The organism is Nocardiopsis algeriensis (genome assembly GCF_014203695.1).
GTDB classification, from domain to species: domain Bacteria; phylum Actinomycetota; class Actinomycetes; order Streptosporangiales; family Streptosporangiaceae; genus Nocardiopsis; species Nocardiopsis algeriensis.
The window spans coordinates 388,866-414,545 of record NZ_JACHJO010000005.1; the positions used below are offsets into that span (position 1 = coordinate 388,866).

General features: G+C 70.3%; 16 protein-coding genes. 8 read left to right on the forward strand and 8 right to left on the reverse strand.

Features of this window, described 5'->3' with window-relative positions; genetic code table 11:
• The first annotated feature begins 23 nt into the window (after positions 1–23).
• Both FHS13_RS10465 and FHS13_RS10470 read left to right on the forward strand, forming a co-directional pair.
• Positions 24–1,586 (forward strand): PD-(D/E)XK nuclease family protein, encoded by a 1,563-nt coding sequence (locus FHS13_RS10465; RefSeq protein WP_184290901.1) that lies wholly within the window; start codon positions 24–26, stop codon positions 1,584–1,586.
• A gap of 348 nt (positions 1,587–1,934) precedes the next feature.
• Positions 1,935–2,846 (forward strand): hypothetical protein, encoded by a 912-nt coding sequence (locus tag FHS13_RS10470; protein WP_246405046.1) that lies wholly within the window; start codon positions 1,935–1,937, stop codon positions 2,844–2,846.
• 498 nt (positions 2,847–3,344) lie between these two features.
• Here the strand turns inward: FHS13_RS10470 and FHS13_RS10475 are convergent, their stop codons facing one another.
• Complete coding sequence (locus tag FHS13_RS10475; RefSeq protein ID WP_184290905.1) at positions 3,345–4,088, reverse strand: alpha/beta fold hydrolase; 744 nt, start codon at positions 4,086–4,088, stop codon at positions 3,345–3,347.
• A 73-nt stretch (positions 4,089–4,161) separates the two neighbouring features.
• On the opposite strand from FHS13_RS10475, the gene FHS13_RS10480 reads away from it, so the two are divergent.
• A complete protein-coding gene (locus FHS13_RS10480) occupies positions 4,162–4,857 on the forward strand; it encodes a helix-turn-helix transcriptional regulator (protein ID WP_184290907.1) in 696 nt (231 codons plus the stop codon).
• Between the two features lie 22 nt (positions 4,858–4,879).
• On the opposite strand, the gene FHS13_RS10485 is transcribed toward FHS13_RS10480, so the two are convergent.
• The 3 genes from FHS13_RS10485 to FHS13_RS10495 all read right to left on the reverse strand — a co-directional run bounded on the left by FHS13_RS10485 (position 4,880) and on the right by FHS13_RS10495 (position 8,035).
• Positions 4,880–5,482 (reverse strand): hypothetical protein, encoded by a 603-nt coding sequence (locus FHS13_RS10485; RefSeq protein ID WP_184290909.1) that lies wholly within the window; start codon positions 5,480–5,482, stop codon positions 4,880–4,882.
• A 64-nt stretch (positions 5,483–5,546) separates the two neighbouring features.
• Positions 5,547–6,374 (reverse strand): hypothetical protein, encoded by an 828-nt coding sequence (locus tag FHS13_RS10490; RefSeq protein ID WP_184290911.1) that lies wholly within the window; start codon positions 6,372–6,374, stop codon positions 5,547–5,549.
• A 101-nt stretch (positions 6,375–6,475) separates the two neighbouring features.
• A complete protein-coding gene (locus FHS13_RS10495) occupies positions 6,476–8,035 on the reverse strand; it encodes a serine/threonine-protein kinase (RefSeq protein WP_184290912.1) in 1,560 nt (519 codons plus the stop codon).
• Positions 8,036–8,376: 341 nt separating this feature from the next.
• On the opposite strand from FHS13_RS10495, the gene FHS13_RS10500 reads away from it, so the two are divergent.
• Positions 8,377–12,687: a hypothetical protein gene (locus tag FHS13_RS10500; protein WP_221442619.1), complete on the forward strand. Its 4,311-nt coding sequence runs from the start codon at positions 8,377–8,379 to the stop codon at positions 12,685–12,687.
• Positions 12,688–12,793: 106 nt separating this feature from the next.
• On the opposite strand, the gene FHS13_RS10505 is transcribed toward FHS13_RS10500, so the two are convergent.
• The gene (locus FHS13_RS10505) at positions 12,794–18,247 is read right to left on the reverse strand and encodes an ATP-binding protein (RefSeq protein ID WP_184290916.1); all 5,454 of its coding nucleotides are present in this window, start codon (positions 18,245–18,247) and stop codon (positions 12,794–12,796) included.
• 454 nt (positions 18,248–18,701) lie between these two features.
• Between FHS13_RS10505 and FHS13_RS10510 the strand changes: the two genes are divergently transcribed.
• Together FHS13_RS10510 and FHS13_RS10515 are read left to right on the forward strand one after the other, a co-directional pair.
• Complete coding sequence (locus tag FHS13_RS10510; protein ID WP_184290918.1) at positions 18,702–19,394, forward strand: SWIM zinc finger family protein; 693 nt, start codon at positions 18,702–18,704, stop codon at positions 19,392–19,394.
• Positions 19,395–19,747: 353 nt separating this feature from the next.
• Positions 19,748–19,972 (forward strand): hypothetical protein, encoded by a 225-nt coding sequence (locus tag FHS13_RS10515; protein WP_343064974.1) that lies wholly within the window; start codon positions 19,748–19,750, stop codon positions 19,970–19,972.
• Between the two features lie 374 nt (positions 19,973–20,346).
• On the opposite strand, the gene FHS13_RS10520 is transcribed toward FHS13_RS10515, so the two are convergent.
• Complete coding sequence (locus tag FHS13_RS10520; RefSeq protein WP_246405048.1) at positions 20,347–20,871, reverse strand: RloB family protein; 525 nt, start codon at positions 20,869–20,871, stop codon at positions 20,347–20,349.
• A 34-nt stretch (positions 20,872–20,905) separates the two neighbouring features.
• Positions 20,906–22,324 (reverse strand): AAA family ATPase, encoded by a 1,419-nt coding sequence (locus tag FHS13_RS10525; RefSeq protein WP_184290924.1) that lies wholly within the window; start codon positions 22,322–22,324, stop codon positions 20,906–20,908.
• A gap of 285 nt (positions 22,325–22,609) precedes the next feature.
• On the opposite strand from FHS13_RS10525, the gene FHS13_RS10530 reads away from it, so the two are divergent.
• Both FHS13_RS10530 and FHS13_RS10535 read left to right on the forward strand, forming a co-directional pair.
• The gene (locus tag FHS13_RS10530) at positions 22,610–22,795 is read left to right on the forward strand and encodes a hypothetical protein (RefSeq protein WP_184290926.1); all 186 of its coding nucleotides are present in this window, start codon (positions 22,610–22,612) and stop codon (positions 22,793–22,795) included.
• Between the two features lie 208 nt (positions 22,796–23,003).
• Positions 23,004–24,269, forward strand: a complete 1,266-nt coding sequence (locus FHS13_RS10535) for a pyroglutamyl peptidase (protein WP_425491170.1) — start codon at positions 23,004–23,006, stop codon at positions 24,267–24,269.
• A gap of 887 nt (positions 24,270–25,156) precedes the next feature.
• Here the strand turns inward: FHS13_RS10535 and FHS13_RS10540 are convergent.
• Positions 25,157–25,567, reverse strand: coding sequence for an endonuclease domain-containing protein (locus FHS13_RS10540; protein WP_221442621.1), 411 nt, complete (start codon positions 25,565–25,567; stop codon positions 25,157–25,159).
• Positions 25,568–25,680: the final 113 nt, after the last annotated feature.

The window sequence follows — 25,680 nt, forward strand, 5'->3', positions numbered from 1 at the left end:
AACCGTCCTTCCGGGGGGCCGCCGTGACCCAGTCCGTGATCCGCCTCTTCGACGACGACGCCGTGCTGCCCCGGGGCGGCTGCCCCGCGCACCGCCGGATACGCGCCCGCGCCGGCGGATTCCCCTCCCGCGCGCCGGCCCTGGACACCCTCGACACCGTGCTCGACCTGGTCGAGCACCGGGGGTGGGAGCTCGACCGGGCGTGTGAGCACCTGCCCGAGCCGCACTGGGTGCACCGCGCCGCGGCGGCCTACCTGAGGTCGGTGGAGCCCGGCAGCAGAGCCGTTCCCTGTTTCTGGGTCCGCCAGTACATACCCGACCGCGGTTCGCGTGCCCGCCCCTACGAGCTGTGCGCCCGGGGGCGCCGCTACGTCCGCCCGGGTGTCCGCGAGTTGCGCGTCCCCGTCCCCGCTCCGGTGCTGCGCACGCCGCCGGACGCGAGGACCGCGGTCGCCGCCTACGTCCTGGCCACGGGGCGCGAGGTGGACCGCGCCGCCTGCGACGCCGATCCGCAGCGCTACCTGGGCGGGGTCCCCTTCCCCATGCTCGGCCGCCGCGAGCCCCTCCCCCGGCGGGTGCGGGTGGTCGAGGTGTCCTGCCTGGACTCGGCCACGGCGGTGCGCTTCGACGGCACCCCGGCACAGGCCGAGGCACTCTTCCAGGAGGTCGGCCGCGAGGGCCTGCGTTCGGCGCTGGCCGGAGGCGCCCGTGTGCCGGGGGCCGACTGCCTGGACTGCGGTGCGCGCCGGCGCTGCGACCGCCTTCCCCCCGCGCCGGGGCTTCTGGGCGCCGACCCCTCGCCGGGACCGCACCGTACCTGGTCGGTCTCCCTGGGCCAGGACTTCCGCGCCTGCCCGGCCAGGGCCCGCTACCGTGCACTGGGGGTGCCCCCGGCCGCTCCGGCGCACCGGGAGGACACGGTGCGAACCTGGCTGGAGCGGCTGCACGGCCGCCTCCCCCGCCGCCCGTGCGAACCGGCCGACCTGCCCGCAGACCCCGACCGACGGGCCACCGGGCACCGGCCGACCGGGGAGGAGGCCCGCCGGACCGCGGCGATGCTCGCCGCCCATGTCCCCGTCTGCCCCCTGCGCGGACTGCCCTCGGGCAGCCACCTGAGGCTGGGGGCCTCCCTGACCGCCGACGACACCGAGACCGGTGTCCTCGTGCTGTCCCGGGCCGACGTGCTCCACCACCACAGCGGTTCGTGGATCCACCGCAGCATCTCCGCGCCGGAGGGCGACCCGCCTCCGCAGGGCCTCCCTCTGCTGTCCCACGACCCGCGCCTGGCCCTGGCCGTCCTGCTCTTCGCCTCGGGGGTGCTGCCCACGGGCCCGGCCTCCGCCGTCGAGCTGGAGGCGCTCACCCCTGCCGGCGCCCACCTGCTCAGCCTCGACCCCTCCTCCCCCGATGTCCGGCAGGAGGCCCGCCGGGTCGTCGGTGCTCTGGCCGCCCCCTGGCTCGGAGCCGACGCCTTCCCCGCGACACCGGGGCCCGCCTGTCTCACCTGCCCCTACGCCCGCTGGTGCCCCGCCCAGCGCCAGAAACCCCGCCTCGAGGAGACACCGAGGCCTGCCGGACACGCCTGACGGTCCATCGGTGCCGCAGCGAGTGGGGCCCTGGTCATGATCTCCGGGAACTGCCCACCGCCTGCCTTTCTTCGCGGAGTCGTGTCACAACACCCGTTGACACCGCTAGTCTCCTTGACCATGACGCAACACGCCGTAGCCGGTGACGCGCAGCCATCGCGAGAGATTCCGCGGCCTCGGTTCCACAAGCCCAACGAGGACCTGGCCGCGGCGATGGAGTGTGTCCGCTGCAAGGAACTGGGGATCACCACCCCTCCGGGGTGGCCGCCCAAACCGCCTGTGCGGAGGGAGGGTCCGCCCCCGCCGACCCCCTCCCCCCACCGTGAGCTGCCCATCAGCACCCGCAAGATGGATTTCCTGAGGGAGGTGTGGACCTATGTGGCCTCCAAGCAGCTGGGAAGTGAACCGGACAGCCGCCTGCTCGCTCTCACCTGCACCCTGCGCGGCGCGATCCGCGGCAAGGTGAACCTGCTGGCCCAGGACATGCGCGTCCTGCGCCTGGAGAACCCGGAGGCTGCACTCGACGAACTCATCGCCTCCGGCTGGCTCGTCACCACCACCGAGAAGGTGATGTCCTCCCTGCCCTCCGCTCCGGAGCTGTGTGACGTCCCGGACCTGGAGGGCAACCCCTGGAACGTGGGCCAGGGCATCCGTTCCCGGGCCTCGGGATGGCTGTCGCGGGCCATGGGCCACAAGAAGATGCGCAAGAAGCCCAACCGGCTCAGACTCGTCGCCGCCTACGTGGCCGCACGTGCGGAACCGGGCGGGCGGATCAGTGTTCCCCGTGTGGAGATCACGGTGGCCTGCGCCCTGTCCGGCCCGGCGGAGCTCACCGAACTCCTGGAATGGCTGGAGCGCCTGGAATGGATCACCGACGTCGGGGGGAACGCCGCGGTCCTCACCGCAGCTTTGGGTGAGACGACCGCATGGCTGGCGCCCGTTCCTCCTCCGCCCCCGACCCCGCCCCGGGTCTCCCCGGCCACCACCGACCTGGACGCCCCGGTGGAGGCCCGGGCCGACGCCCTGCTCTCGGGGCGCGAGGCGGAGGTCGCCCGGTGGGTGGCCGACTACCGCGACGAGCACCGCCACGGGCCGAGCTGGTCGACGATCTCGGACGCGTTCGGGTGGCCTCCGCGCTCCGCGCCCGACCGGGACGTGACACAGGAGATCTTCCGCCGTCTGGAGGCCGGCGGCTGGCTCACCGGGTTCGGTGTGCCCTTCGGCCTGAGAGCGGGCAACGCCCCCGACACAACCGAATAGTCAGTGTGCGGCCGCCGGGCGCGTGCTCCGGCGAACGCACGTACAACCGATCGTGTACCCGGCGGTTCCCGGACCAGGCAAGGCGTTCGTACGTGCAGAGCGCGTTACGGACGCGGTGCCAGGGTCTGGGACACACACCTGGTTCCCGAGAAGAACCGGTGCCGTGCGGGTCACGTCCTACCCCTCGCCCGGCCCCCGCTCCCACGCGGGGCCCGGTCCGGTCCGTCGAGCCTCGAGTTTCCCCTGCTCATCCCTCACAGGACCATCCCTTCCCGGGAACCGGCACCGACCAGTCACCCGCAGGTGCCGGCTCCGGTCCTGGCCGTCGGTGGGAGAACCGTCCCTCCCCCGCTCCGGTCATGGCCGCCCCCTGTGCGACGGGACGGGCATCCCGAGGCGGCGTCTTGGGAGTGAACGCGGCATGGGGTGTGCCGTGGGCTCTTCGGGAAGGGAGGAAGGCCGACCGCAGCGGTCGACCCCCTCCGGTCCACCCGCGGTTCAGCCGGCTGGGGAAGTCGCTGCTGCGGCGAGGATCTGCGCGAGATCACCGGGGCGGCTCCACATGGGCCAATGCCCGGTCGGAAGGTCGACGAGATCGACATGATCGAATTTCGACACCTCGACGAACACGGGATGGCCCGCGTCGGCCAACTCCATCACCTGCGTGCCCGGGATCGAGCAGCACACCAGAGTGGTCGGGACCCGCAGACGCGCATCGTTGGTGAGCTCTACCCGCCCGCGCAGCACGGGGCCGGGTTCCGGAACGGCCCTGGCTCGAAAGCGCGCCAGAGCCTCGGCGCTCAGGCCCTCGAGGCCGGCCTGCTCCCCGAGCGCGTCGAAGGGCGGCAGGGGAAGCTCGTCCAGGTCCTCGGGCGCATCCGGGGCGAAGACACTGCCGGACGCGACGGGCCCGCTGTCGACCCACACCACCCGGCGGACGAGGTCGGGGTGCCGATCGAGCACAAGGGTCACCGGCGCGTTGGCTCCGCTGTGCGCCACGATGACCACCGGCCGGGACTCGGATGCCGAGGCCTGGACCATGGCCTGCTCGATCGCCGCCGCCTGGTCCTCGAGCGTCCTGGACGCCCGCTCGGGGTCCCTCTCGTCGAGGCCGGGAAGCGTCATCGGGATGGTCCGCCGGCCGTCGGCGGCCAGGTGTTCCAACACCTCGTCCCACGCCCAGGCCCCCAGCCAGTGGCCGGCGATCAGGAGGATGGTCGGGTTGCTCGCATTGTTCGTCACACCGCGATGCTCCCAGGCCTCCAGGACAAGGGTATGTCACTATTTCTGTCATGATTTTCTGTCGAGGTGGGGCTTGAAGAGGGCGGAGAGACTCCACGCCCTGTCCGAGATGCTGCGACGCAGCGGATCGCGTGGCTGTACCGCTGAGCGACTGGCGGAAGAGTTCGGTGTGTCCGTGCGGACGGTCAAGAGGGACCTCGCCGCACTCGAGAACAGCGGTGCGCCGATCTGGTCGCGCCCGGGCCCCGGCGGTGGCTACGGGCTGGTCGCCCGAGGCACCCTGCCCCCGGTCAGCCTGACCCCTGTGCAGGCGGTGGCGCTCCTCGCGGCAGTCTCTGCCGCACCTGACGCCCCCTACGCCGATCTCGCCTCGGCGGGCGTTCGCAAGATCATGGACGTACTCGATCCACGGACACGGGCGAAGGCCGAGGAGCTGGCCGGTCGCGTCTGGGTCGACGCACCTCCTCCTCCGCGCGCGATCAGGTCGGCGCTGGAGGAGGCGATGGCCGAGCAGCGGGTGGTGCGTATCCGCTACATCTCGCGTGACGGCGACAGGACCACTCGGGACGTCGAGCCGGTGATGTTCGCCTCCGCGAACGGCCACTGGTACCTGATCGGGTGGTGCAGGCTGCGCAGCGGTATGCGGTGGTTCCTCGTGTCCCGTATCGAACACGCCAGCGTCACCAGGGTTGCCTGCAGCGGCCACGGCATCGACGAGGTCGGCGTCCCCCCGGCGACAGCACGACCCGTGAACGGCCGAAGCGGGTGAGGCGCTCGGTCGGCGGCTCCGCTCAGTTCACCTGGGCAGCCAGCTCCTCCATCAGCTCCTCGGGGGTGCCGAGACCGTGCACGGCGGTGTCGAGGAAGTCGGGTTCCAGGCCCAGCGCCGCGCGCACCCTGGCCCGGCCCGCCAGCGGCACGGCCAGCAGCAGCACGGCCTGCTCCGGCACGCCTGCGGACAGATACCCGCGGACAGCGATGTCGTAGCACTCCAGGGCCGCGTCCAGCTCCCCGTGCTCCTCCAGCAGCGGGGCCAGTGCGGCCGCGGGTCCTTCCTCCAGGACCGAGGACGCGACCAGGTCCGCGACCAGATGGGCGGCTTCCAGGGGGAAGAGCTGTTCCTCCAGCAGGATCGCCAGTTTCCCGATCGCCGCGTACTGGCGGTCCTCGGTCTCGGGTGCGTGCACGATGAGCGCGTCGAGGAGCACCAGCGCCTCCTGGATCGCCCCTGCGGCGCGCAGCGCGTCCGCCTCGTCCAGAAGGGCCTCCCCGGCCAGGTGCGGGTCCTGCTCCACCAGGGCCGCCGTCCGGCCGGAGAGCCCGAGTCCGGTCAGCGCCTCCGCCAGGGCGGAGGCGTCGGGGAGGTACCGGGGTGAGAGCGTGTTGGTCGGCACAGGCCGCACATTACCGGCGCTGCCGGCGACGTGCGGCGTGTTCACGACATCCGCGTGCCGGCTCTCAGGTGCCCTCGACGGCCCCGCATTCGTCCACGTCCCGCGACGCCTCCAGGTCGTAGGCGTCCCGCGGCCGCCCCCGGGGATGCTCCCCCTCGGGGAAGTCGTCGGGAAAGGCAGGGGTGAAGGTGTACTGGTCCTCCAGGCAGTGCGCCGGGCCCACGGTGCGCCACCAGGTCGGCCATGCCTCGAGGCTGCCGTCACTCAGCTCGTAGAACTCCACCCCTCCGAAGTGGGAGGTCACCAGGCGCATCGACACCGGCTTTCCCGGGCGCGCGATCGGATGGACGATCGTGTACTCGGTGGCGACCATCAGGTACTCCCAAGGCTGCTCCCCGGTGACCGCCTCCGCACGCATCCAGCCGTCCACCTTCACCACGTCACCGACCGGTTCGGCCGTTCCGGGGCTGAGGTTGAAGGGTACGTGTCGGCTGCTGAGCTCGGGGTCCTCGTTGCCGAGGTTGTCCAGGTACCACTCCAGCGGCCGTCCGGAGAGCAGGCCGGTCAACTCGCTGTTGTTCTCGTCGAAGACCGCCTCCTCGTTCAGGTAGACGGCTTCCAGCAAGGCCCGGGTGGTGTCGTAGGCCTCTGCCACCTGCTCCGCGTCGAAGGAACCGACGGGCTCGGCCTCGGGTACGGGGAAGCCCTCTCCGTAGTCCTCGGCGGGACTTCCGGCGAAGGGGGCGTCGCGGTCGAGCTCCTCGTAGGAGAAGGTGCCGGTGATCGCACCGTACGCGAGGCGCTCCACCGCCTCCTCGAACGGCGCGCAGGCGGTGAGGGAGAGCACGAGAAGTGATGCCGCTCCGGAGGCGGCGAGGGTGCGTGGGGACATGGGGGATGCCTTTGTTCTGTGTGGGATGGATGTGATCCTAGCCCCCTTCAGAGACATATCTCTTTCCCACAGCCCCTCCCGAACGCATGCGGAGACCGGTGTCAGGGTTGGAAGAACTCCACCACCCGGGTGATGCGGGCGATCCCGTCGACGTTGACGGTGTAGGTGACCTCGGCGACGACCTCACCGCGTGTCGCGTCGAGGAAGCCGGTGAGAACGCCCGGTTCCACCGGCGTGGTGCCGTAGGCACTGCTGTCGAGCGCCCCTGCGGCCTCGGTGCAGAAGGACCAGGCGCACAGCACCTCGGCGTCCTCGGCGAGGCGGCCCCACAAGGGCTCCCGTTCGTCGAGGTCGACGTTGGGTTCCCCGGTCATGACATCGATCATGTAGTGCGGCTCGCCGTCGAGGTCGAAGGGCTGGAGTCCGACCAGCAGGTGTCCCCCCGGCCGGGCCCCGTCCGGCTCGTGGCGATGGCCGAGCAGCGCCTGGGTGACGGTCTCCTCGACCTCGCCGGTCGCCGTCCGGGCCTCTCCGGCTTCCGCCTGCACCGGTCCGGCCTCGGCCGCCTCCTCTCCGGAATTCTCCGGCCACCGCGCCACGAGGACGGCGCCCAGCAGCAGCGCGGCGGCTCCCGCGCCCACGGCGAGCGCACGGCCCCTCCCGGCCCTGCGCCTGTGCCCGCGCCGCCCGGCAGCGTGCAGGGCAACGCTGTGCGTCTGGGTCGCTGTGCCCTCCACCTGGAACCACTCGCGGTCGAGCACACCGGTCAGAACCGCGGAGGCGTCACCTTCGGCCGCGTAGCGGTCGCGCTTGACCTGCGCGATCTGCTCGAGGAGCTGCTCGGCGCTCGGTCTCTCGCCGGCGTCCTTGTCCAGCGCGGCGCGCACCAGCGGGGCCAGCGGGCCCTCCAGCCCTTCCAGGTCGGGGTCGGTCTGTAGGACGCGGAAGGCGACCACGTCGGCCATGCCCGTACCGAAGGGCGGCCTCCCGGTGGCGGCGTAGGCGAGCGTGCATCCCCACGAGAACACGTCATCGGCGAAGGTCGCGGGCTCGCCCCGGTACTGCTGAGGGCTGATCCACCCCGAGGAGCCCGTCACGACGCCGGTACCGGTGAGCGCGGTCTCGTCCACGGCGCGCGCGATCCCGAAGTCCAGGACCTTGGGACCGGTGGCCGACAGGATGACGTTGGCGGGCTTGAGGTCGCGGTGGGCGATGCCGTGCCGGTGGATCTGGGCGAGCGCCTCGGCCGCCCCCATCCCCAGTCCCAGCAGAAGGCGCGGGTCGAGGGGGCCGTGCCCGCGCACCTGGGCGGACAGCGTGGGGCCGTCGACCAGCGGCGCGGCCAGCCACGGCTGCTCGGCGGAGGGATCGGCGTCGATCAGCGGCACCACACAGGTGCCGCGCACCCGCCGCATGAGCTCGACCTCGCGCGCGAACCTGGCCCGGAAGGCCGGGTCGGCGGCGTACTGGACGTGGACGGTCTTGACCGCCACGGGCCGCCCCCGCCGGTCGATCCCGGCGTAGACCACGCCCATGCCGCCCGCACCCAGCCGTTTGACGAGGTGGTAGGGCCCGATCCGGTACGGCTCCTCGGGAGACAGGTCCATCGCCGAGGCAGGAAGCTCCACCAGGACCGTCCGGCCCCCAGTGCCCGCGTTCATTGAGTTTTCGTCCGCTCTCCAGACAAGACAACCCGCTCACGCTAGCACCCCGCGGGCCGCCTCCCACCCGCTCCGGGGTGTCGGTCCGACTGCCACTCTGCTCCCCGATGTTCGCCCTGTCCGTTGCTGCGACGGAACCGGCACGGGAGCTGGGGAGACCACCTCGGCTCCGACCTGTATCCGGCCGTTTCCGGCCTGGCCCCGGAGTATGAGTGTTCCCCTGGCCGTTTTCGGTCAGAGATCTCCTCTTCCTCGGTTCAGCACCCCGCAACCCGGGAATCTGTGCACGGAACCCACCCCCAACCACGCCACGAGGCGCCATGGACCCCTTCAGTCCCATCATGGGGCAGCTCCTCCGCCTGCTGTCCAAACCCGCCGTTTCAGCTCTGACCCATCCGTTCAGGGCGTGGAGACTCCGGCACGGCGTGCGCAAGGCGCTGCGCACGGCGTTGTCCTCCGCGCTCTCGTCGGAATCGGGATGGAGCGTGGACGCTGTCGAACAGCACATGTCCGACTCCGAGGCCGCCTCCGCGGTGGCCGACACCGCCTCCTGGTTCCTCTCCGGCATGCAGGAGGAGGGCGGACCGCGAAAGCCGCTGCCCGAGTCCCTGGCCCTGGCGCTGCACCTCCTGCGTTCCCTCGACGACCACGGAGTGACGCTGGGCCCCGTGATCCCCGTGGACAGATTCGGCCTGGTACACGCCTTGGCCGTGGAAACCGCCACCCGGCTCTTCCACCTCGGGAACCGCCTGGCCGTCCGAGCACCGCAAACACCCGATCCGCCCACGGAACCGCCGCTGTCCCCGGCTCAGGCCTGGCAGCGTCTGCTGGAGCTGGACGCGAGCACCCGCGGCGACATCGCCACCGTCATGCGCGTTCCCGCCGGGCAGCGGACCGCCGAGGCGCCCGAGCACGTGCGGCTGGACCACCACGGCATGTACATCCCCCGCCGCCTGGAGCGCCGAGGTCACGGCTCAGGTACGCAGATCGTGGACGAGGACGCGGTGGTGCCCGCTCCCCTGACCGCGACATGCGTGGTGGCCGACAGCGGCACGGGGAAGTCGTGCCTGCTGTGGCGTGTCCGCGCTTCCCTTCCCGACGCCGTTCTGATACCGGCACCCGGCCTGCTGGAGTCTGCCGACGAACACTTCCGGCCCGCGCTGGGAACGGCGCTGACTCTGCAGCGGGAACTGGGGCAGCGCCCGACAGTGCTCCTCGACTCGGTCGAGGAGGTCCTCTCCGACAAGGACGGCGCCGCAGTGGTCGACGCCTTCGCCGAGCTGTGCGCCGTACACGAGGTTCCTCTGGTGGTGGCCTGCCGCCCCGAGGCCTTCGCCCGCGTGGAGAAGACGGCCTCCGGGCACGGCCTGACGGTGGAGCGCTTCGACCTGCTCCCCTACAGCCTCCGAGAGGGCGAGGTCGAACGGGCACTGCGGACGTTCGTGCGTGTCCTGGTCCCCGCCCCCGAGCGGCACGACGCGCTCGTGGCCGTCCTTCTCGAGGGCGTGGCCCTCGGCCTACCGGTCCGCGACATCTGCGAGAGTCCTCTGCGGATGCGCCTGATGTTCGAGACCGGAGCCCTGCCCTTGGACCGCCCCACGCCTGAGGAACTGCGGTCCGAACTGCGGGAGATCGACACTCTGGCGTTGCTCGAACGCGACTACGTACACCGTGTGGTGCGTGACCAGCGACGCGGTGTCCCGCTGCCCGCCGAGAGGGAGGGCTCGTCCGCACGGGCCCGGGACATGTCCCGCTCGGCCCAGGACGCCGCCGTGTTCCTGCTGAGCCGAGGCAGATCCCGTGTCCCCGTCTCCGACAGCCTCGCCCCGCTGCGCGCACTGCGGCGCCTGCGCCCCCGAGGGCGTATGGACGTGGAGGAGGAGCTGGCGGCATTGACCGGCCGCAACGTACTGCGCCGCAGCCTCACGTCGCGAGGGCTCCACCACGGCAGTCTGGAGTTCGTCCACCAGATCCAGTTCGACTACATCGCCGCCCAGGCCCTGCTCGTCGACGAGCGGGGGATATCCGCCGTGCTGGACCGCCTCCTGGCCCACCGAGGCGAGTTCTTCCTCGCCAACGTGGCCTCCATGGCCCTGGCTGCCGCCCCCGTTCGGGGCAGGGCGTTGCGCGAGGCCGCCTTGGAGGGGATCGAGCGCCTTCTGCGCAGCGATGACGACATGCTGCGCCGGTACGGAGTGCGGTGCTACGCCCAGTGCCGCTCCCTGAGCAGCAGCGCCCGGGGCAGACTGTGGGGGCTGCTGAAAGACATGCCCGCGGACAACGCGGTCGAGTACGTCAAGTGGCTGCCGACCGTCGCGCACGACGACACGTCCGTGCGCTTCGACGAGCTGACCGACCTGTGGCGGCGCTGGGACCGCCCCGACTTCCGGCTACGCGTCCTGGTGGCGGTGCACCGTCTGGCCTCCCGGGCACGCACGGACGCGATCGTCTTCGTCCGCCGTGCCGGCGCACTGGAGTGGCTGCGCGGGCAGAAGCCCGACGACAAGCGGGACGCGACCCTGGCCAATCTCCTGGAGGCTCTGCTTCCCCCGGCAGGCTCCGTGTCCGAGGAGGATCCGCACGTACCGCTCGACGAACTGCCCGAAGACAGCTACATCCTGAGGCAGTTCGAGCTGTCCCTGGTCCACCTGGTGGAGAACACCGCACGCCTGACCACGGTCGCGGACGTGGCCGGGCTGGCCGCGTGGGTCCCCCTGCCGGCCGCTGCGGACAGCGCGGTCTCCCGTCTGGACCGCCACCTGCGCACCGCCGCCGCGGCACTGCGCGTACGGGGTGAGAAGTACCGGGCCGAGCTGAGTCTGGCCCTGGGCCGGGTGCGCGTCCGGCGGTGGGCGCTGGAGCACGGAACTGACGGAGGCCTGTCACAGCGCGCAGAACAGGAGTTGACCGCGCTGTTGCGGGCCTGTCCCGTTTCCCAGCGTGAGTCCGACCGGGCCAACGAGCGCGCCCTGGGGTTCGTCGAGGAGCACAAGCGCACCGGTTCCTTACGTCCCGCTCGCAGCCTCAACGCCGACGAATTCATCACGCTGTTCGCCGTGGCGGAGGTGCACCGCCGTACCCCGCTGCGCATGGATCGGGTCCTGGATCTTGTGGAGGAATGCCCTCGGCACACCGCTGCCCAATACACCGTGACAAGCCTGGTCCGGCCCGTGGCTGCGGAGCAGCTCCCCGACCCGGTGGGGCGCCGCATCGCCCTGTCCCGTCTGAGGTCCTGGCTGGCGGAAGGGAGCCCGCGTCTGCGCGAATTCGCCTTCACCGTCCTCATGCCCCACGACTTCACGCCGCCGCACATCCTGAAACTGGTCGGGGAGTGCCTGGGCGCCGGTGAGGCGAGCACCCTCGACCCTCTCGAGAACCTCGACGCCGAGGAGTTCCTCGCCCCGGAGAGCGGCCTGTGCCCGATGACCGTCCCGATCGCCCTGGCCGGTTCGTCCCGGGCCGCCGAGGCGATGGCGTCCTGGTCGGCCGACCGCGAGGCCCCCGCACGGACCGACCGGGCGGACCAGATCCTGGGCAGACAGTGCCAGCGCTTCTTCGCCACCGATCCCCGGGCCAGGGACTGGCTCTTGCGCCGGTGGCGCAACGCACCCGGTGTCGAGGGGGCACTGTGGCTTGCCGAGAGTGCCGGGGACCGGCTCGACGAGGGGATGTGCGCCCTGGGTTCCGAGGCATTGGGCGAGCACGACAGGGTGCGGCTGACCGCGGCTCTGGTCGCGGCTTGCGAGAGAAGGCACAACCCCAACGCGACAGCGATCTTCTCGGTGTGGACAACCCTGCTGCAGGCCCAGGTGGTCGGTCCACCCTCGGCCGAGCAGGCGGTACAGACCCTGGAACTGTGTGCCGCCCGCAAGCTCGGCTCCCTGAGCGCTCTTCTCCTCACGGCTCTGGGCCCCACCGACCGTACCGGGCAGCGTCCCGCGCAAGCCTGGTCGGAGAAGGACTTCCACACGGTGGAGCCCCTTCTGCGGGAACGCGCGGACGAGCTCCACCGCTCCCTGACCGAGAAAGGCAGCAGGTTTCGCCACGAGACAGGCTCGGCTTTGGTCCAGGTGCGCCACCTCCTGCTCACCGGTCTCTGCCTGTACCCAAGGGAAAGGGTTCTGGAGGAGGTGCACACCCTGCTCACCGAACCACCCACATCCCGGGACAACGCAGCGCCTGTGGCCTCCTTGCTCCGGTTCCTGGCCGGTTCGGAGGAGGCGCGCGCCCACGTAGGTGTGACACTCGACGACCTGACCGACTTCTTGCTGCGGGTGGGGCGCAGCGACGAGTTCACCACTTCGCGGCAGGCCCGCAACACGGCGATGCAGCTGCGTCCGGGGGTCTACGCCCTGGTACGCGCCTTGGACAGGGAGAAGCGCCTGGCTCTGCTGGCGGAGTGCACCGACTGCGCCGTCGGTATGGTCCAGAGCATCCTGCGCGCGACGGCCGACATCTCACCGAAGGATGTTCAGGCCCTGCTGAACGGCCAGGTCCCGGCCCGCGGTGACGGCACCCAGCCCGTACTGGCCCCCGAGGCCCGCCGCGTCGCGCACCAGATGGTCTCCTCCCGGGCCCGGCGCGTGGATTCGCAACGGCCCTGGCACGAACTGCTGTCCGACCTGGTGCCTCTCTGGTGGAGCACCGACTGAGATTTCGGGAGCGCGGACGTCGCAAGCCTCATCGGCTGCACTGCTCTCCCGGGAGCGCCCGGGCCCCGAACCCCTTTCGGGGCCCGGGGCCGGGTCCGGGTCCGGGTCAGCGCATGCGGGCCTCGATGGCCTCGATGACCTTCGGACGCAGCTCGGCGGCGCTGATGACCGCGTCCACGGAGCCGACCTCGACCGCGCGCCGGATGCTGTGCACCCGGTCGAACTCCGCGGCCACCTCACCGAGCTTCTCCGCGCGCACCGACGAGCGCAGCTCGTCGAGCTCGGCGGTCAGCGCTGCGCGTTCGGTGCCCGAGGCGTCGGCGATGCGGGCCTCCAGGTCGCGCACGCGCGGGTCGGCCGCGGTGCGGGCGTCGACCTCACCGGAGAAGACCACCGCGGCGGCCGGGGCGCCGCCCAACACCGAGGCGAACGAGCCCTCCAGCGCGAGCACGGTCATGTTCGGGTTCAGCGCCTTGGAGAACACCACGAACGCACCGCCGTGGTAACGCGAGATCACGCAGAACACGATGGGACCGCGGAAGTTCACGATCGCGCGCCCGATCTCGGCACCGTACTCCAGCTGCAGTTTGCGCATCGACTCCGGCGAGCCGTCGAAGCCCGACAGGTTCGCCAGCACCACCAGCGGCCGGTTGCCGCTGGCCGCGTTGATCGCCCGCGCGGCCTTCTTCGAAGACTGCGGGAACAGCGTACCCGCGGTGTAGGTGTCGGGGCCGTCGGTGGGCGGGAAGCCGCGCCGCGGCACCGAACGCGACTCGATGCCGAGCAGGCACACCGGGATTCCGCCCAGGTGCACGTCCTGCACGGCCGCGGTCTCGGCGTCGGCCATGCCCGCCCAGCGCTCCAGCACCGGGTGGTCCTGGTCGGCGAGTGCGCGCATCACGGTCCGGATGTCGAACGGCTTCTTGCGGTCGGGGTTGGCCTCGGCCGAGAAGATCTCCCCGACGGTGGCGAAGTCGCTGCCCTCGCACGCGTGCGGGAAGTCGGAGATGTCGCGGTCGGCGGGGTCGCTCGTCCGGGCCCGGCGCGGTGCGTCCTCGCCCGGCGCCACGTAGGTGTGGTCGTAGTGCGACATCAGCACGCCGTGTGCGGCGGCCAGGTTCGGTGCCCAGTACTGCGCCTGCCCGTTGGGGCCCATCACCCGGTCGTAGCCGCCGATGCCGAAGTTGTCCTCGGCCGACACACCGCCCGAGAAGTCCAGCGACTGCTTGCCGGTGAGCACCATCGCCGAGTCCGGCGTCATCACCAGGATGCCCTTGGTGTGCATGAGCATCGTCGCCTCGGCGTTCCAGTACGGCTGCGCGCCGACGTTGATGCCCGCGACCACGATGTTGATCTCACCGCCGTCCTGGGTGAACTCGACGATGCGCTTGAGCGCTGCGGCCACCCAGTCCATGTTCTCGGTGCCCGACTCCATGGAGATCCGGGCGCCGGCGGACAGCGCGTACCACTCCAGCGGCACCCGCATCCGCTCGGCCAGGTCCAGGGCCGCGATCACGCGGCGGCACTCCGCCTCCGACAGCGCACCGAGCGCCTTGGTCGGGTCGCCGAGCAGCACCACCCGGGTGACGCCCTGCGGGTGCAGGGGGGTCGGGGTGGTGACCGTGCCCGCGACGATCGCCGCGGTGTTGCGTCCCTTGGGCCGCTCGACGGGCACCAGCGCGGAATCGCCGTCGAGGTCGTACTCGGTGAAGTCGCCGAGCAGGTCGGTCAGCTCGTACGGGTACACCGTGTTGCGGGCGGCCGCGCGCAACACCTTCTGCCGGTAGTCGTCGACCGGCTCGATCGGCTCCTCCGAGGGCGTGCCGAAGGTCAGCTCGGTGCGGCCCGCGGCGTCGAAGGACAGGCTCATGGCGGTCTTGGTCAGCTCGCCGGTCTCCGGGTCGCGCCGGCGGCCGACGAACAGGATCTCCTCCAGTCCGGCGCCCGCCGCCATGGGCAGCACGCGCTTGGAGATCGTCTCCAGTTCCTCGCGGGTGATGTCGCTGGGCGGCCAGACGTAGAGCACGACCCGGTTGGTGTTGAAGCGCTTCCTCACGGGCCTGCGCGCCTGTGCGCGGCGGATGGAGTCCAGGCAGGCGGCGATGGTGTCCTCGGCCGTGGGCAGCGCGATCAGCCGGCCGTCGTGCTCGCGCAGTTCGGTCAGGTCGCGCACCTGGGCGAGGGCCACGAGGCGGTCGTCGGAGGGGTTCTCCTTGGCCACGGCCCGGAAGAGGTAGACCTCCTCGTCCGAGGACGGCAGCCGGGTGAGGTCGAACCTGCTCAGCCGCTCCATCTGCATCCGCTGCGCGATGTGGGGGTGCAGTCCTCGGATCAGCCGGTCCTCGGCCATTCCGGTCGGCGAGGGGCGGAAGGTGAAGTGGTGATGCATCACCGCTCCGTCGCGGCCCGCGACGGTGGTGGTGACCCTGCGGACGCTGTCGGGCAGCGGGTGCAGGCTGACGGCCTCGTGCAGCGCGGCCGCCATCGCGTCGAAGTCCTCGGGCTGCTTCTCCCAGGCGAGGTAGATGTCGGCGTCGACGGCCTTCTCACCGCCCGCCAGCTCCGCCAGTCCGCGCAGCGCACCGCCGAGCGCGTCGAAGCCCACGGCGGCGGAGACCAGGCGCGTCCCGGGGCGCTCGGCGATCACGAACGTGCAGTCCGCGGCCTTCGCGGTGCGGATACCGGTGAGGTCCTTGTTCCCGTAGTAGCGCCGGGACAGCACCTCCAACATGACCGTGTTGTCCAGGTCGTGGCGGACGAGGCGCTGGCCGAGCAGACGCACCAGCGGCTCGGTGCTGCGCACCATCTCGGCGATGCGCTCGGCGCGGTCGGGTGCGTCCGGGTGCGCGTCCAGGTGGCGCAGGTGCTTGCGGACGGCGGCGTAGACGCGGGCGCGGTTGCGGCGCAGCAGCGGCTGGCCGAACCACGCGAAGACCACTCCGCGCGCGAGGTCGGAGACGACGGGGAAGCGGACCTGGGTGGCGGCCACCAGGTGTTCGAGCGCCAGTCCCGCGGGCTCGTTCAGCTCACCGCCGGGCGCCGGCTCCCGCAGCCAGGAGCGCAGCAGTGCGGCGACGGCCGCGGCATCGGCGGAGGCGCGCTGCTGGGCCAGGAAGATCCGGAACACCGCGTTCTCGAGCTCGGGGGAGCGCTCCAGGTCGGTGACGCCGTAGTGTCCGAGCACCTTGGCGAGCTTGGCCTGGAACGACTCGGGCAGCCCGGCCCGCTCGACGTCGAGGCTCTGCAGGTAGGTGTGGAAGTACTCGCGGGCGCTGTGCACGCGGTGGTCGCCGCCGCTGTCCTCGCCCGCCGGCCGGTTGCGGCTCAGTTCGGCCAGGTCGGCGAACACCTCGACAAGCTCCAGCTCGCCGGCCGTCACCCGGCCGTCGCCGGCCTCCCGGCGCGCGGCGAGGTAGCCGTCGAGCACCCGGCCCTCGTCGTGGGGGTCGACGTCGAAGCCCAGCAGCAGGCTGCGCAGGTCCTCCCGGGCCCGTGTGAGCCGCTCCTGCGCCGAGATCTGCCGGTCCTCGGCCGGCAGGTCCAGCTCGACGGCCTCGGAGGCCGCGCTGCCCTCGTCCTCGGTGCCGTCGGCCAGCGGCTCCAGGCGCAGGAGGGGGGCGCCTGTCGCCACCTGGCTGCCCACGGACACGACGCATTCCTTCAACCGCGCCCGGAACGGCGCCCGCAGCACCGTCTCCATCTTCATGCTCTCCAGCACCAGCACCGGAGCGCCCGCCTCGACCTCGGCGCCGACCTCCAGCGGAGTGGCGACGACCAGGGCGGGGGCGGGCGAGCGGACGACGCCGCCCTCGTCGCGGCTGACCCGGTGCGCCACCCCGTCCACCTCGACCAGGTGGACCGGGCCGTGCGTGCCGGTGAGCAGGCGGTAGCGGGTGCCGTTGACCGTGATCTGCCCGGTGTGGCGGTCGAAGCGGTCGAGCTCGACGTCGGCGGTGCGCACGTCCCCGCCCGCCTCGATACCGACGCGGAACCGGTGCGCGCCGACCCGTGCCACCCGCACGCGGTAGCTCGCGCCGCGCAGTTTGAGGTCCAGCGGCCGACCGCTCTCGTGCTGCACCTGCGGGCGCCCGCCGAAGGCCGTCGACAGCAGGCGCTTGCGCTCGACGCGCTCCTCCTCCTCGTAGGCCTCGACGGCGGCGGCCGCCAGGGCGACGGCGGAGTGCCGGTGCGAGACGAGTCTGCCCTGGGCGCGGGCGCGGTCGATCCAGCCGGTGTCCGCGGTGGCCTCGACCACCTCGGGCTGGCCGAGCAGGTCGAGCACGAAGCTCTTGTTGGTCGCGCCGCCCTCGATGATCACGGTGGTCTGGGCCATCGCCCGGCGCAGCCGGCCCAGCGCCTCGTCGCGGTCGCGGCCGTAGGCGATGATCTTGGCGATCATGGAGTCGAAGTCGGCGGGGATGGTGTCGCCCTCGGTGACGCCCGTGTCCACGCGGATGCCCGGTCCGGCAGGCAGGTCCAGCCGCGCGATGCGGCCCGGGGAGGGCGCGAAGTCGCGGTCGGGGTCCTCGGCGTTGAGCCGCGCCTCGACGGCGTGCCCGCGCTCCACCGGCGGCTCGCCCTGGAGCCTGCCGCCGGAGGCCACGTGCAGCTGCGCCTTGACCAGGTCGAATCCGGTGGTGGCCTCGGTGATGGGGTGCTCGACCTGGAGCCGGGTGTTGACCTCCAGGAACGCGAACAGCTTGTCGCCGGGGTGGTAGAGGAACTCGACGGTGGCCGCGCCGCGGTAGCCGACCGCGACGGCCAACCGCTCGGCCGACGCCTTGAGCTCGGCCGCCTGCACCGGGCTGAGCACCGGCGAGGCCGATTCCTCGATCACCTTCTGGTTGCGCCGCTGGACCGAGCAGTCGCGCACCCCCAGCGCCCACGCCCGCTCGCCGTCGGCGATGACCTGCACCTCGACGTGGCGGGCTCCGGTGACCAGGCGCTCCAGGAACACGACGCCGCTGCCGAAGGCCCGCGCGGCCTCCTGGCTGGTGCGCTCGTAGGCGTCGGTGAGCTCGGTCTCGTCCGTGACCACGCGGATGCCGCGCCCGCCGCCGCCGGCGGTGGCCTTGAGCATCAGCGGGTAGCCGATCCCGGCCGCCGCCTCCAGCGCGGCGTCCAGGGTCTCGACCGCGCCGCGGCTCCACGGCGCGACCGGCACGCCGACCTCCTCGGCGATCAGCTTGGCGCCGATCTTGTCGCCGAGTTTGCGCATGGCCTCGGCGCTCGGTCCGACGAAGGTGACGCCGATGCGCTCGCACAGCTCCGCGAACGCCGGGTCCTCCGCGACGAATCCCCAGCCGACCCAGGCGGCGTCGGCGCCGGTCTCCACCAGCGCCCGCTCCAGCACCTCCAGGTCGAGGTAGGGGCGCGCGGAGGCGGGACCGAGGTCGTAGGCGAGGTCGGCCTCACGGACGAAGGCCGCCGCGCGGTCGACGTCGGTGTGCAGGGCGACGGTCTCGATCCGTGTCCCGGTCTCCGCGGAAACGTCCCGTACGGCGTGGATGAGCCGCATGGCGGCCTCACCACGGTTGACGATGGCGACACGACTGAACACCAGACCGAGCCTTTCTGCAGACCGACAAACATGAATGCCGCGACACGAGGGTCCCGGCAGTGTCCAACCCTCCCACCCGCCGACCGGTCGGCGCCATGTCGCAGCCAACGCATGCTACGTGCTTCCAGTTGTAGGAAACATCCAAAAAACACTGTCCGCCCACCCCTGTCCGGAGCGGATGTGAGAGGGACAACAGCACGTTCTGCCGCACTTCGGATGCGCGACGAACCGGGACCGGGCGGCGGAGGCAGGGCCCTTCCGGCCCGGGCCTTGTAGGAAACCCACAGGCTCGTACCGGGGTTCGAGCAGTCCTGTGTCCATGTGCGGAGCCGCTCGAAGCCTGTTCGGGAGCACGGCCCGGCCTGACCCTTCCTCTCCGGGCCCCGGCGAAGCACACAGGCGGGTTCGTTCCGATCCAGGACCGCACGCTCTTCCGCTCTGCTTGCATGGACCCATGCACGAACTCTCGCGTGACCTTCTGCTCGACCTGGCCGGGCGCAGGTCCTTCGATCGCGGCATGGACTATCTCGGGCGCGTATCGGGCCTGCGAGTAGGAGAAGGAAGCGTGTACGCCACCGTTAGCGGGCAGCAGCGCTACCGGGTCCGGTTCACGCCCGCAGGCACGTTCTCCTGGGACTGCGACTGCCCGTGGGCCTCGGAGGGCAACTGCTGCAAGCATGTGGTCGCGGCAGCCCTGGTGCATCTGTACGAGCGTGAGCACGGGATTGCTTCCCCTCAGGTGCCCGACACCGCTTCCTACCTGCACGGCCTCGACCACGGTCGGCTGGTGGATCTGCTGCTGGAAGAGGCCGAACGCTCCCCCGCCCTGGCTCTGGAGCTGGAGGTCCGGGCGGCAGTGGCGGCCAGCGACCTCGATGCACTGCACGCCCTGTTCGAGGGTGTCCTGCGCATCTCGGATCCGGTGCCCTACGAGCAAGCAGCCGACTACGCCCGAGCTGTGCACAGCGCCGTGGACGCGGTGCAGGAGCTGGAGCGCTCCGGTCGGGAAGAGGACGCCCGGGAACTGTGCGATGCCGTGTGCTCGTTCACGGGCGAGGCCGAGGAGATGGTGGAGGACCTCGACGGGGCGGTCGACACGGCCCTGGAACGGCTGCGTGAGTACAGCGGCGACTCCGACGCCCTCTGACACGGGCCGGCGTGCCCGCTTCTTCCCCGGGTACGGCATCGGCACCGGTCAGGGCGTCACGGGCACGGCGCCCTGCACCGCATCGGTTTCCCCCGGACTCCGGTCGAAGGTGCGGGAGGAGCTTCCGTGCCGTGGCCGGTTCCGACCACCCACCGCACCGACCTGGGGATACGACGTCCCGGGCCCGGCCCCGGGACGGATCGCGAAGCGGATTCGTCACCGGGGCCGGGCACCATGGGGCCATGGAACGCTGTGACTTCTGTGAACTTCCCATCGGTGGCGGATGCGCGTGCTCACTCCGTGAGGAGGGCAGGGGCTCCCGGGGACAAGGTGTCGGCACCACGTCAGGGGACATGCGCTTCCCGGCAGGCACCATCCTCGTCTCGCCGAGGGGGGTGGCCCACCGTCCGGGCTGCCTGCACCAGTCCGAATCCGAGGTGAAGGCACCGCAGTGGGGTTGGATCACCGATCCCGACCCGCAGCTGTGGCGCCGCCTCGGTGAGGGGTCTCCGGCCCGGGCCACCCACGGCAACACCGAGCGGGTCGCCACCCGCAGGTGCCAGAGCTGCGACACCTGAGCGGAGCAGTCTCCTGTCCCCGCCGCATGTGCACCTCCTGCGCCCGGTCCGGGCAGCAGGCCGGTGACCGGTCGGGGACAGGCGGCGACCAGGAAGGGGGGTGTCTCCCGGGAGATGTCCGCACCCGTGGGGGAACGCCCGTCCGGAGGTTCGCGGAATCGCAGGCTTCACATCGCGCGCAGCACCTTGACGGAACACGCCTGGTGCCTCTGCGAGACGATTGGCGGCCTGCGCCGGCGCACGGGTCCCGACACCAGAAACAGCATTTCGTCGAGGAGCTGACATTCGTCGACACCGATGTGATCCTCACCGTGCCGTACGAGCTCTGCCCCATGTGGTCGACGGCCGCCTGCCGAGTTGCTGAACGGAATCGGCTACCGCCGAGCCTGGGCAAGGAGCTTGCCCACGAGGACGTGCAGGTTCGTCCCCGGATTGCGGTCGCGAAGGCGCGGAACACCCTGGTGCCGCTCCTCCAGGCGCCGCGCTCGCTTCATCGCGTCCTGCTGGGGCTCACCGATAAAGTGCCGCGGGTCGAAGTCCTTGTTCCCTTTGTAGCAGCACTTCAGTTCTTCCATCTTGGCGATGGCGTCCTTCGTCGTGAGATAACCGTGGCAGTCCTTCTGGTGCAGCAGCAGCCAGAATTCGAAGCACGGGTTCACGTACGCGATATCGATACCGTTTTCCCCGGCCAGCGCGATAGACCTCTCCAGGGAATCGTGAGGCCGTGGTTGCTCCACGTCGATGACGCACCAGACCTCGTCGTAACTCTCCCCCTGGTCGCGCCGGCGGCGGGGCGCCTCGTTCTGCTTGCGCACCGCCGCCTGCACCAACTTCAAGGGCTCGCCGTGTATGCCACCCAGCTTGATGTGGATGTTGGCAGCACGCAGGTCACGGCGCATGGCTTCGAAGTAGGTCGTCCCCCCGTAAGTGTCCTCACAGAAGATGAGGTACCTGCGGCCGGGGTCTCGCGTTCCGGTCTTTTTCGGCGCGAGAGACGGCCTTGTCCGCAGTTTTCCGGACTTCTTCACTGCCATTCCCGCAAGGTACCGCATGTTTTGCGAGGAGGTCACCGATTCGCTGCTCCACCTGCTCTTCAAAGAGAGGGATTGCATCAAAAGCACCCAAAAGGTACTTCTTGAACACATCGTCGCGTTCGCTGCGCACCTTGTATTCACGCAGCGCCACCAATTCGGTTGCTCCTTCCGATCCCTTCCGGGTGAACCATGCCTGGTCGCGCGTCAGATGCCCGTACGAGTGGCGGCTCAGCAGCGTTACGTCGTGGGTGTTGAACAGGATCTGCGCGCCGTTGGGGTTGGTCTCGGGCTCGGAGAAGAGTCTGACGAGCTGCCCCACCAAGTTCGGGTGCAGCCTGGCATCGAGCTCGTCCACAACGAGCACGGCCTCCTGCACCAGGGTCTGGACCACAATGCCGACCATCTCCAGCCAGGTGTGCGTACCGCTGGACTCGAAGGCATAGGGAAGATCGGTCGATCCGTCCGGGGTTTGATGGGTGACGACGATCTCGGGCGCCCACCGCCAGCTGTCCGGATCTGTCGGCGGGCTGTGGGGGTTGAGCAGCCGGAAGGCCTCTGTGAAGTGCGCTGCGGCTTCCTCTGGCATCTTGCGCTCGGTGACATGGACATCGGTGATGCCCAGATCGGCGTACCGCATCAGCTGAGAGCACAGTTCCGCATGAGCTCCCGAGAGCATGCGCAAGGTGAGGTCCAGGCGTATCTGCGCGTTGGGCTCGTGGGCGACGTTGAGCCGCTCGAACCAGGTATAGATACTGGTGAGCAGGGGATGGTTGCCGGCTGCCCCCGCTGAGACGAGAAGGCTGTTGGGACGCACCGTCTCCTTCGCGATCTGGGTCCGACTGCCGAATCCCCGGCGCAGCCCGGGACCGAGCTCGATGTGCTGCTCCTCGTCTCGCTCGAAGAGCATGCGGGGGCGTCCGTGCGGCCAGCTGTAGAGCCACTCCCCCGTCACCTTCTCATCGTCCACGGAAAATCCGTACTGGTAGCGGACGCCCCTCTGAGCAAACTCGAACTCGAACTCCGAGGGCCGCGCCCTCCCCTCCCCATCCAGCAGGAAGGGCACCCGACCGGTACCGCCGCTGGGGTTCCACCTGTTGTGCGAATGGCGAACCGCGCTCCTGGCGTAGGCCAGGGAGGCCATGAGATTGGACTTGCCGGAGGCGTTGGCACCGAACACCCCGACCACGGGAAGGACCTGCAGGCCTGTGCCGGGGATGTCCTTGACCGCAAGGTCGTCGTGCTTGTCCGAGGCGACCAGGCTGAGCTCCTGCTCCTCTCGGATGGAGGCCCAGTTGGACACGCGGAACCTGAGCAGCACTGTCTCCACCTCCTGATGGCTTCCTGCCGTCATGGACAACTTAGCCACTTCAAGGAGGCACTACACGCAATTTCAGAGCTAAATCTGGCAATAATTTCCCGAGAAGGGACTTAAACAAGATTCTTGAAGCAGAATCAACAAGAGTTACGCCCCGATTGCCGTCTATGCGAAGAAGTCGGCACCGTCCCCGGCTCTGTCCGACAAACCACGGCATCGTGGGCTCTGGTCCATGCACAGCCCCTGACGGAACACGCCCGGTGTCTCTGCGGAGACGAGTACCGCCCTGTGCCGGAGTACGGGTTCCGACACCAGGAGCAGCACTTCGTCGAGGAGCTGACGTTCACCGGCACTGCTGCGATCCTCACCGTGCCGCGTGAGCTCTGCCCCCATGGGGTCGACGGCCGCCTGTCGGCCTGGAACAGAGATCCGGCCTGCCGTCCGGCGCTGCTGCCCGGACGCAGCCGGTCTTGACCGGAGCGGCATCCGGCACGGCCCTCCCGGTCCGTGCAGGGGATTTCCCGCACTCGACGGCGCCCGCACCCGGGAAACGGTCGATTGTCCCCCGTGGAGGCCAGGATGGAGCGACCGGGCGGGGTTCGGCCGTGGGAACGGTGACGAGAAAGCGCACCTGCCGCACCCCGGTCCGGACAGCCCGGCAGGACGAGAACATGGAGTGACTGTGCCCATCCGGCAGACCGATCCCCGCTCAGCATCCCCCACCGGTCCGGGAACTCCGGTCCCGGCCTCGCCGGTGACCGGCCGCCTCGCCGAGGGCGGGGCCACTGTCGAGGAGGAGCTGTTCGAGCAGGACGAGCCGCAGGAGATCCTGGTCAGGTCCGGCTTCACCCCGGTCGTGGACCGTTTCGCCCTGGAGTTGTGTTCGGCTTCCGACATGGACGACGCGAGAAGAATCGTCGAGCGCCATGGGGGCGCCCTCTGGAGGAAGGCGGTGAACCGGGTCCAGGAGGTCGGACATGTCAGCGGAGACCTGAGCGCCGGCGACGACCGGCCGCTCTACTGGGCGCGGCTCGGCATGACCTCGGCCCTCAACCGCTGGGAGCCCGCCTTCAAGATCGACGCGGCCGAGCGCGCCGAACTCGTGACCGAGTTGGAACGCCGCTCCCGCGGCCAGAGCGACCCGGGGTTTCCCGAGACCGCCGGGAAGCCCGAGGCGGCCCGCGTCGTCGTGACCGGCTTCGACCCGTTCGGCCTCGACAAGGACATCCGCCGGGCCAACCCCTCCGGTGCGGCGGCCCTCGCCTTGGACGGAGCGGTGATCGAGACCGGTGACGGCGTCGCGGTCGTCAGGGCCATGCTCTTCCCGGTGCGCTGGCGCGACTTCACGGACGGCATGGTCGAACGGGCCCTCCTGCCCGACTACACCGGCGGCCGGCCTGCCGCCGCCGTCATCACCGTCAGCCAGGGCCGGGACGGCCAGTTCGATCTCGAGGCCCACAACGGTGCCTGGCGCGGCGGCTCCGAGGACAACGAGGCGGTCGGCCCCGAGGAGATGATCCCCGTCCCCGGCGGCTTTCCCACCGTCACCCCGCAGCCGCAGTGGTCGGACTCCTCCCTGAACCGCTCCGCCGTCGTGGCGGAGACGACCCGGAAACCCTTCCCCGTGGTCGACAACACCGAGGTCACCGAGATCCCCGCAGGCGGAACCACTCCGGTCGTACGTCCGGACGGGCCCACCCCGGGTTCCCGGGCGCGGGCCGGCGGCGGGGGCGACTACCTCTCCAACGAGATCGCCTACCGCAACACCCTGCTGCGCGACGCCACCGGCCGGGACATCCCCGCCGGCCACGTGCACACCCCGATCCTGCACCTCGGTTCCGAGTGCGACATCACCGACCCCGCCTTCGAGAAGGACCGCGCGACGATCGTCGACCAGGTCAGGAACATCGTCGCGGCTGTCGTCAGGACGTCGGGGCCCACAGGATGAGGAACCTGCGTGACCGCAGTACCTGACCATCGGCAGGCCGGGGCCGGCGGTCGGCCCCGGCCCCTCCTCGACCGGAGCTGGTGGACATCCTTTCTCCCGGGCCGTGGGCTCGCTGCTGCCAGATCTCCATCGGTTCCCGTGCAGCTTCCCGATACCGCTTCGCAGTGATCACAAGAGCAGGGCAGGCATCGCGGCCTCCCGCAGCGTCGTCATGGCGCTGCCAAGTCATCAGGCGGAGTTGTGCACGGCTTTTCCAGCTGGGCCAGGGAACCGCTTCTGGTGGGGGCGTGAAAGGGTCCGGACTGGCCGATCAGAAGACGGACACAAAACCCCGCTGACCGAAAAATCCGAGCCCCATGACCTATTCCCTGGTGATCTTGTACCTGGAGCCAACTTCGCCATGCCTTGCTGATATCCCGCACCCAGCCGAAGTGACCGTAGGCACAAGATCTTGCACCTACCGCCACCTCCACCCGATGATCCTGCCACGGTCCCCCGGCGATCACACGATCACGTCAGTGAATTCCCCCGAGATCCCGCTCCGGCATTGGCCTGCGCATACTTCCTCCCCGGGAAAGATTCCGAGAAAAGTCCTCGGACGACTCCCCCGCACCAGCCTCCGTCTCCCCCTTGAAAGGCGCAACCATCCGCCACAACCTACGGAGGCGGTCGTGCGAGATCCCAGGAAGAGATCGCCCATGACGATTTCATCGTGCTCCACAGAAAATGGGATGACATTTTCCGTGGCTCTTCCCAGCCCGACCTGCGACCAGGAAGCGAATACGGCACCACAGCTCCTATCTTGTGTGATCTTGTACCTGCGGTCATCTTCACCCTTTTCCCTTACCTCGGTGAGAGTGGCGACAGGTACAGGATCACGAGAAGTGTCAGCGTCCCCCTCGCGCCACCATCGCCAGGATGTAGGCCGGCCTGCGCAGGTCCTCCCAGGTGAACCGCAGGATCTGCACGTCGGGGTAGAGCATCTGCAGCTCGTTCTGCCGTTCCCGGTCCCGTGCCAGTGCCTGAGGGGTGCTGTGGGGGCCGAGGCCGTCGGCCTCGCCGATGAGCCGGGCGCCCTCCCACCAGAAGTCGACGACGGCGACGGTCCTGCCGCCCCGGTCGGTGAAGCGGTGCTGCAGCTCGTCGGGGGGCAGGCCGCCGTCGACACAGACCAGCCGGATCCGCGTCTCCAGAGGACTCTGGGCTCGGCCGTCGGCCATGAGCCACCATTCGCGCACGTCCGCACATCCCCGCCTGCCCCGCATGGCGAGGTTCATGGCCTCGATGTCCTCCTGCACGACCAGGCCCCGGTTGAGTGTTTCGTGCCGGGTTTTTTAGAGGCTTGGAACCAACGCATCGGCGGGTGCCGATGCGGGATTGTGCTGGTAGAAGTCGGCTTCGAACTCCGCTG

Excerpts from the sequence above, each read along its gene's own strand:
- FHS13_RS10515 (WP_343064974.1), top strand. The coding sequence starts at position 19,748 with ATGCGCTTCCCGGCAGGCACCATCCTCGTCTCGCCGAGGGGGGTGGCC.
- FHS13_RS10500 (WP_221442619.1), top strand. The coding sequence starts at position 8,377 with ATGGGGCAGCTCCTCCGCCTGCTGTCCAAACCCGCCGTTTCAGCTCTG.
- FHS13_RS10470 (WP_246405046.1), top strand. The coding sequence starts at position 1,935 with ATGGATTTCCTGAGGGAGGTGTGGACCTATGTGGCCTCCAAGCAGCTG.
- FHS13_RS10490 (WP_184290911.1), bottom strand. The coding sequence starts at position 6,374 with ATGTCCCCACGCACCCTCGCCGCCTCCGGAGCGGCATCACTTCTCGTG.
- FHS13_RS10520 (WP_246405048.1), bottom strand. The coding sequence starts at position 20,871 with ATGCGCCGTGACCTGCGTGCTGCCAACATCCACATCAAGCTGGGTGGC.
- FHS13_RS10510 (WP_184290918.1), top strand. The coding sequence starts at position 18,702 with ATGCACGAACTCTCGCGTGACCTTCTGCTCGACCTGGCCGGGCGCAGG.
- FHS13_RS10495 (WP_184290912.1), bottom strand. The coding sequence starts at position 8,035 with ATGAACGCGGGCACTGGGGGCCGGACGGTCCTGGTGGAGCTTCCTGCC.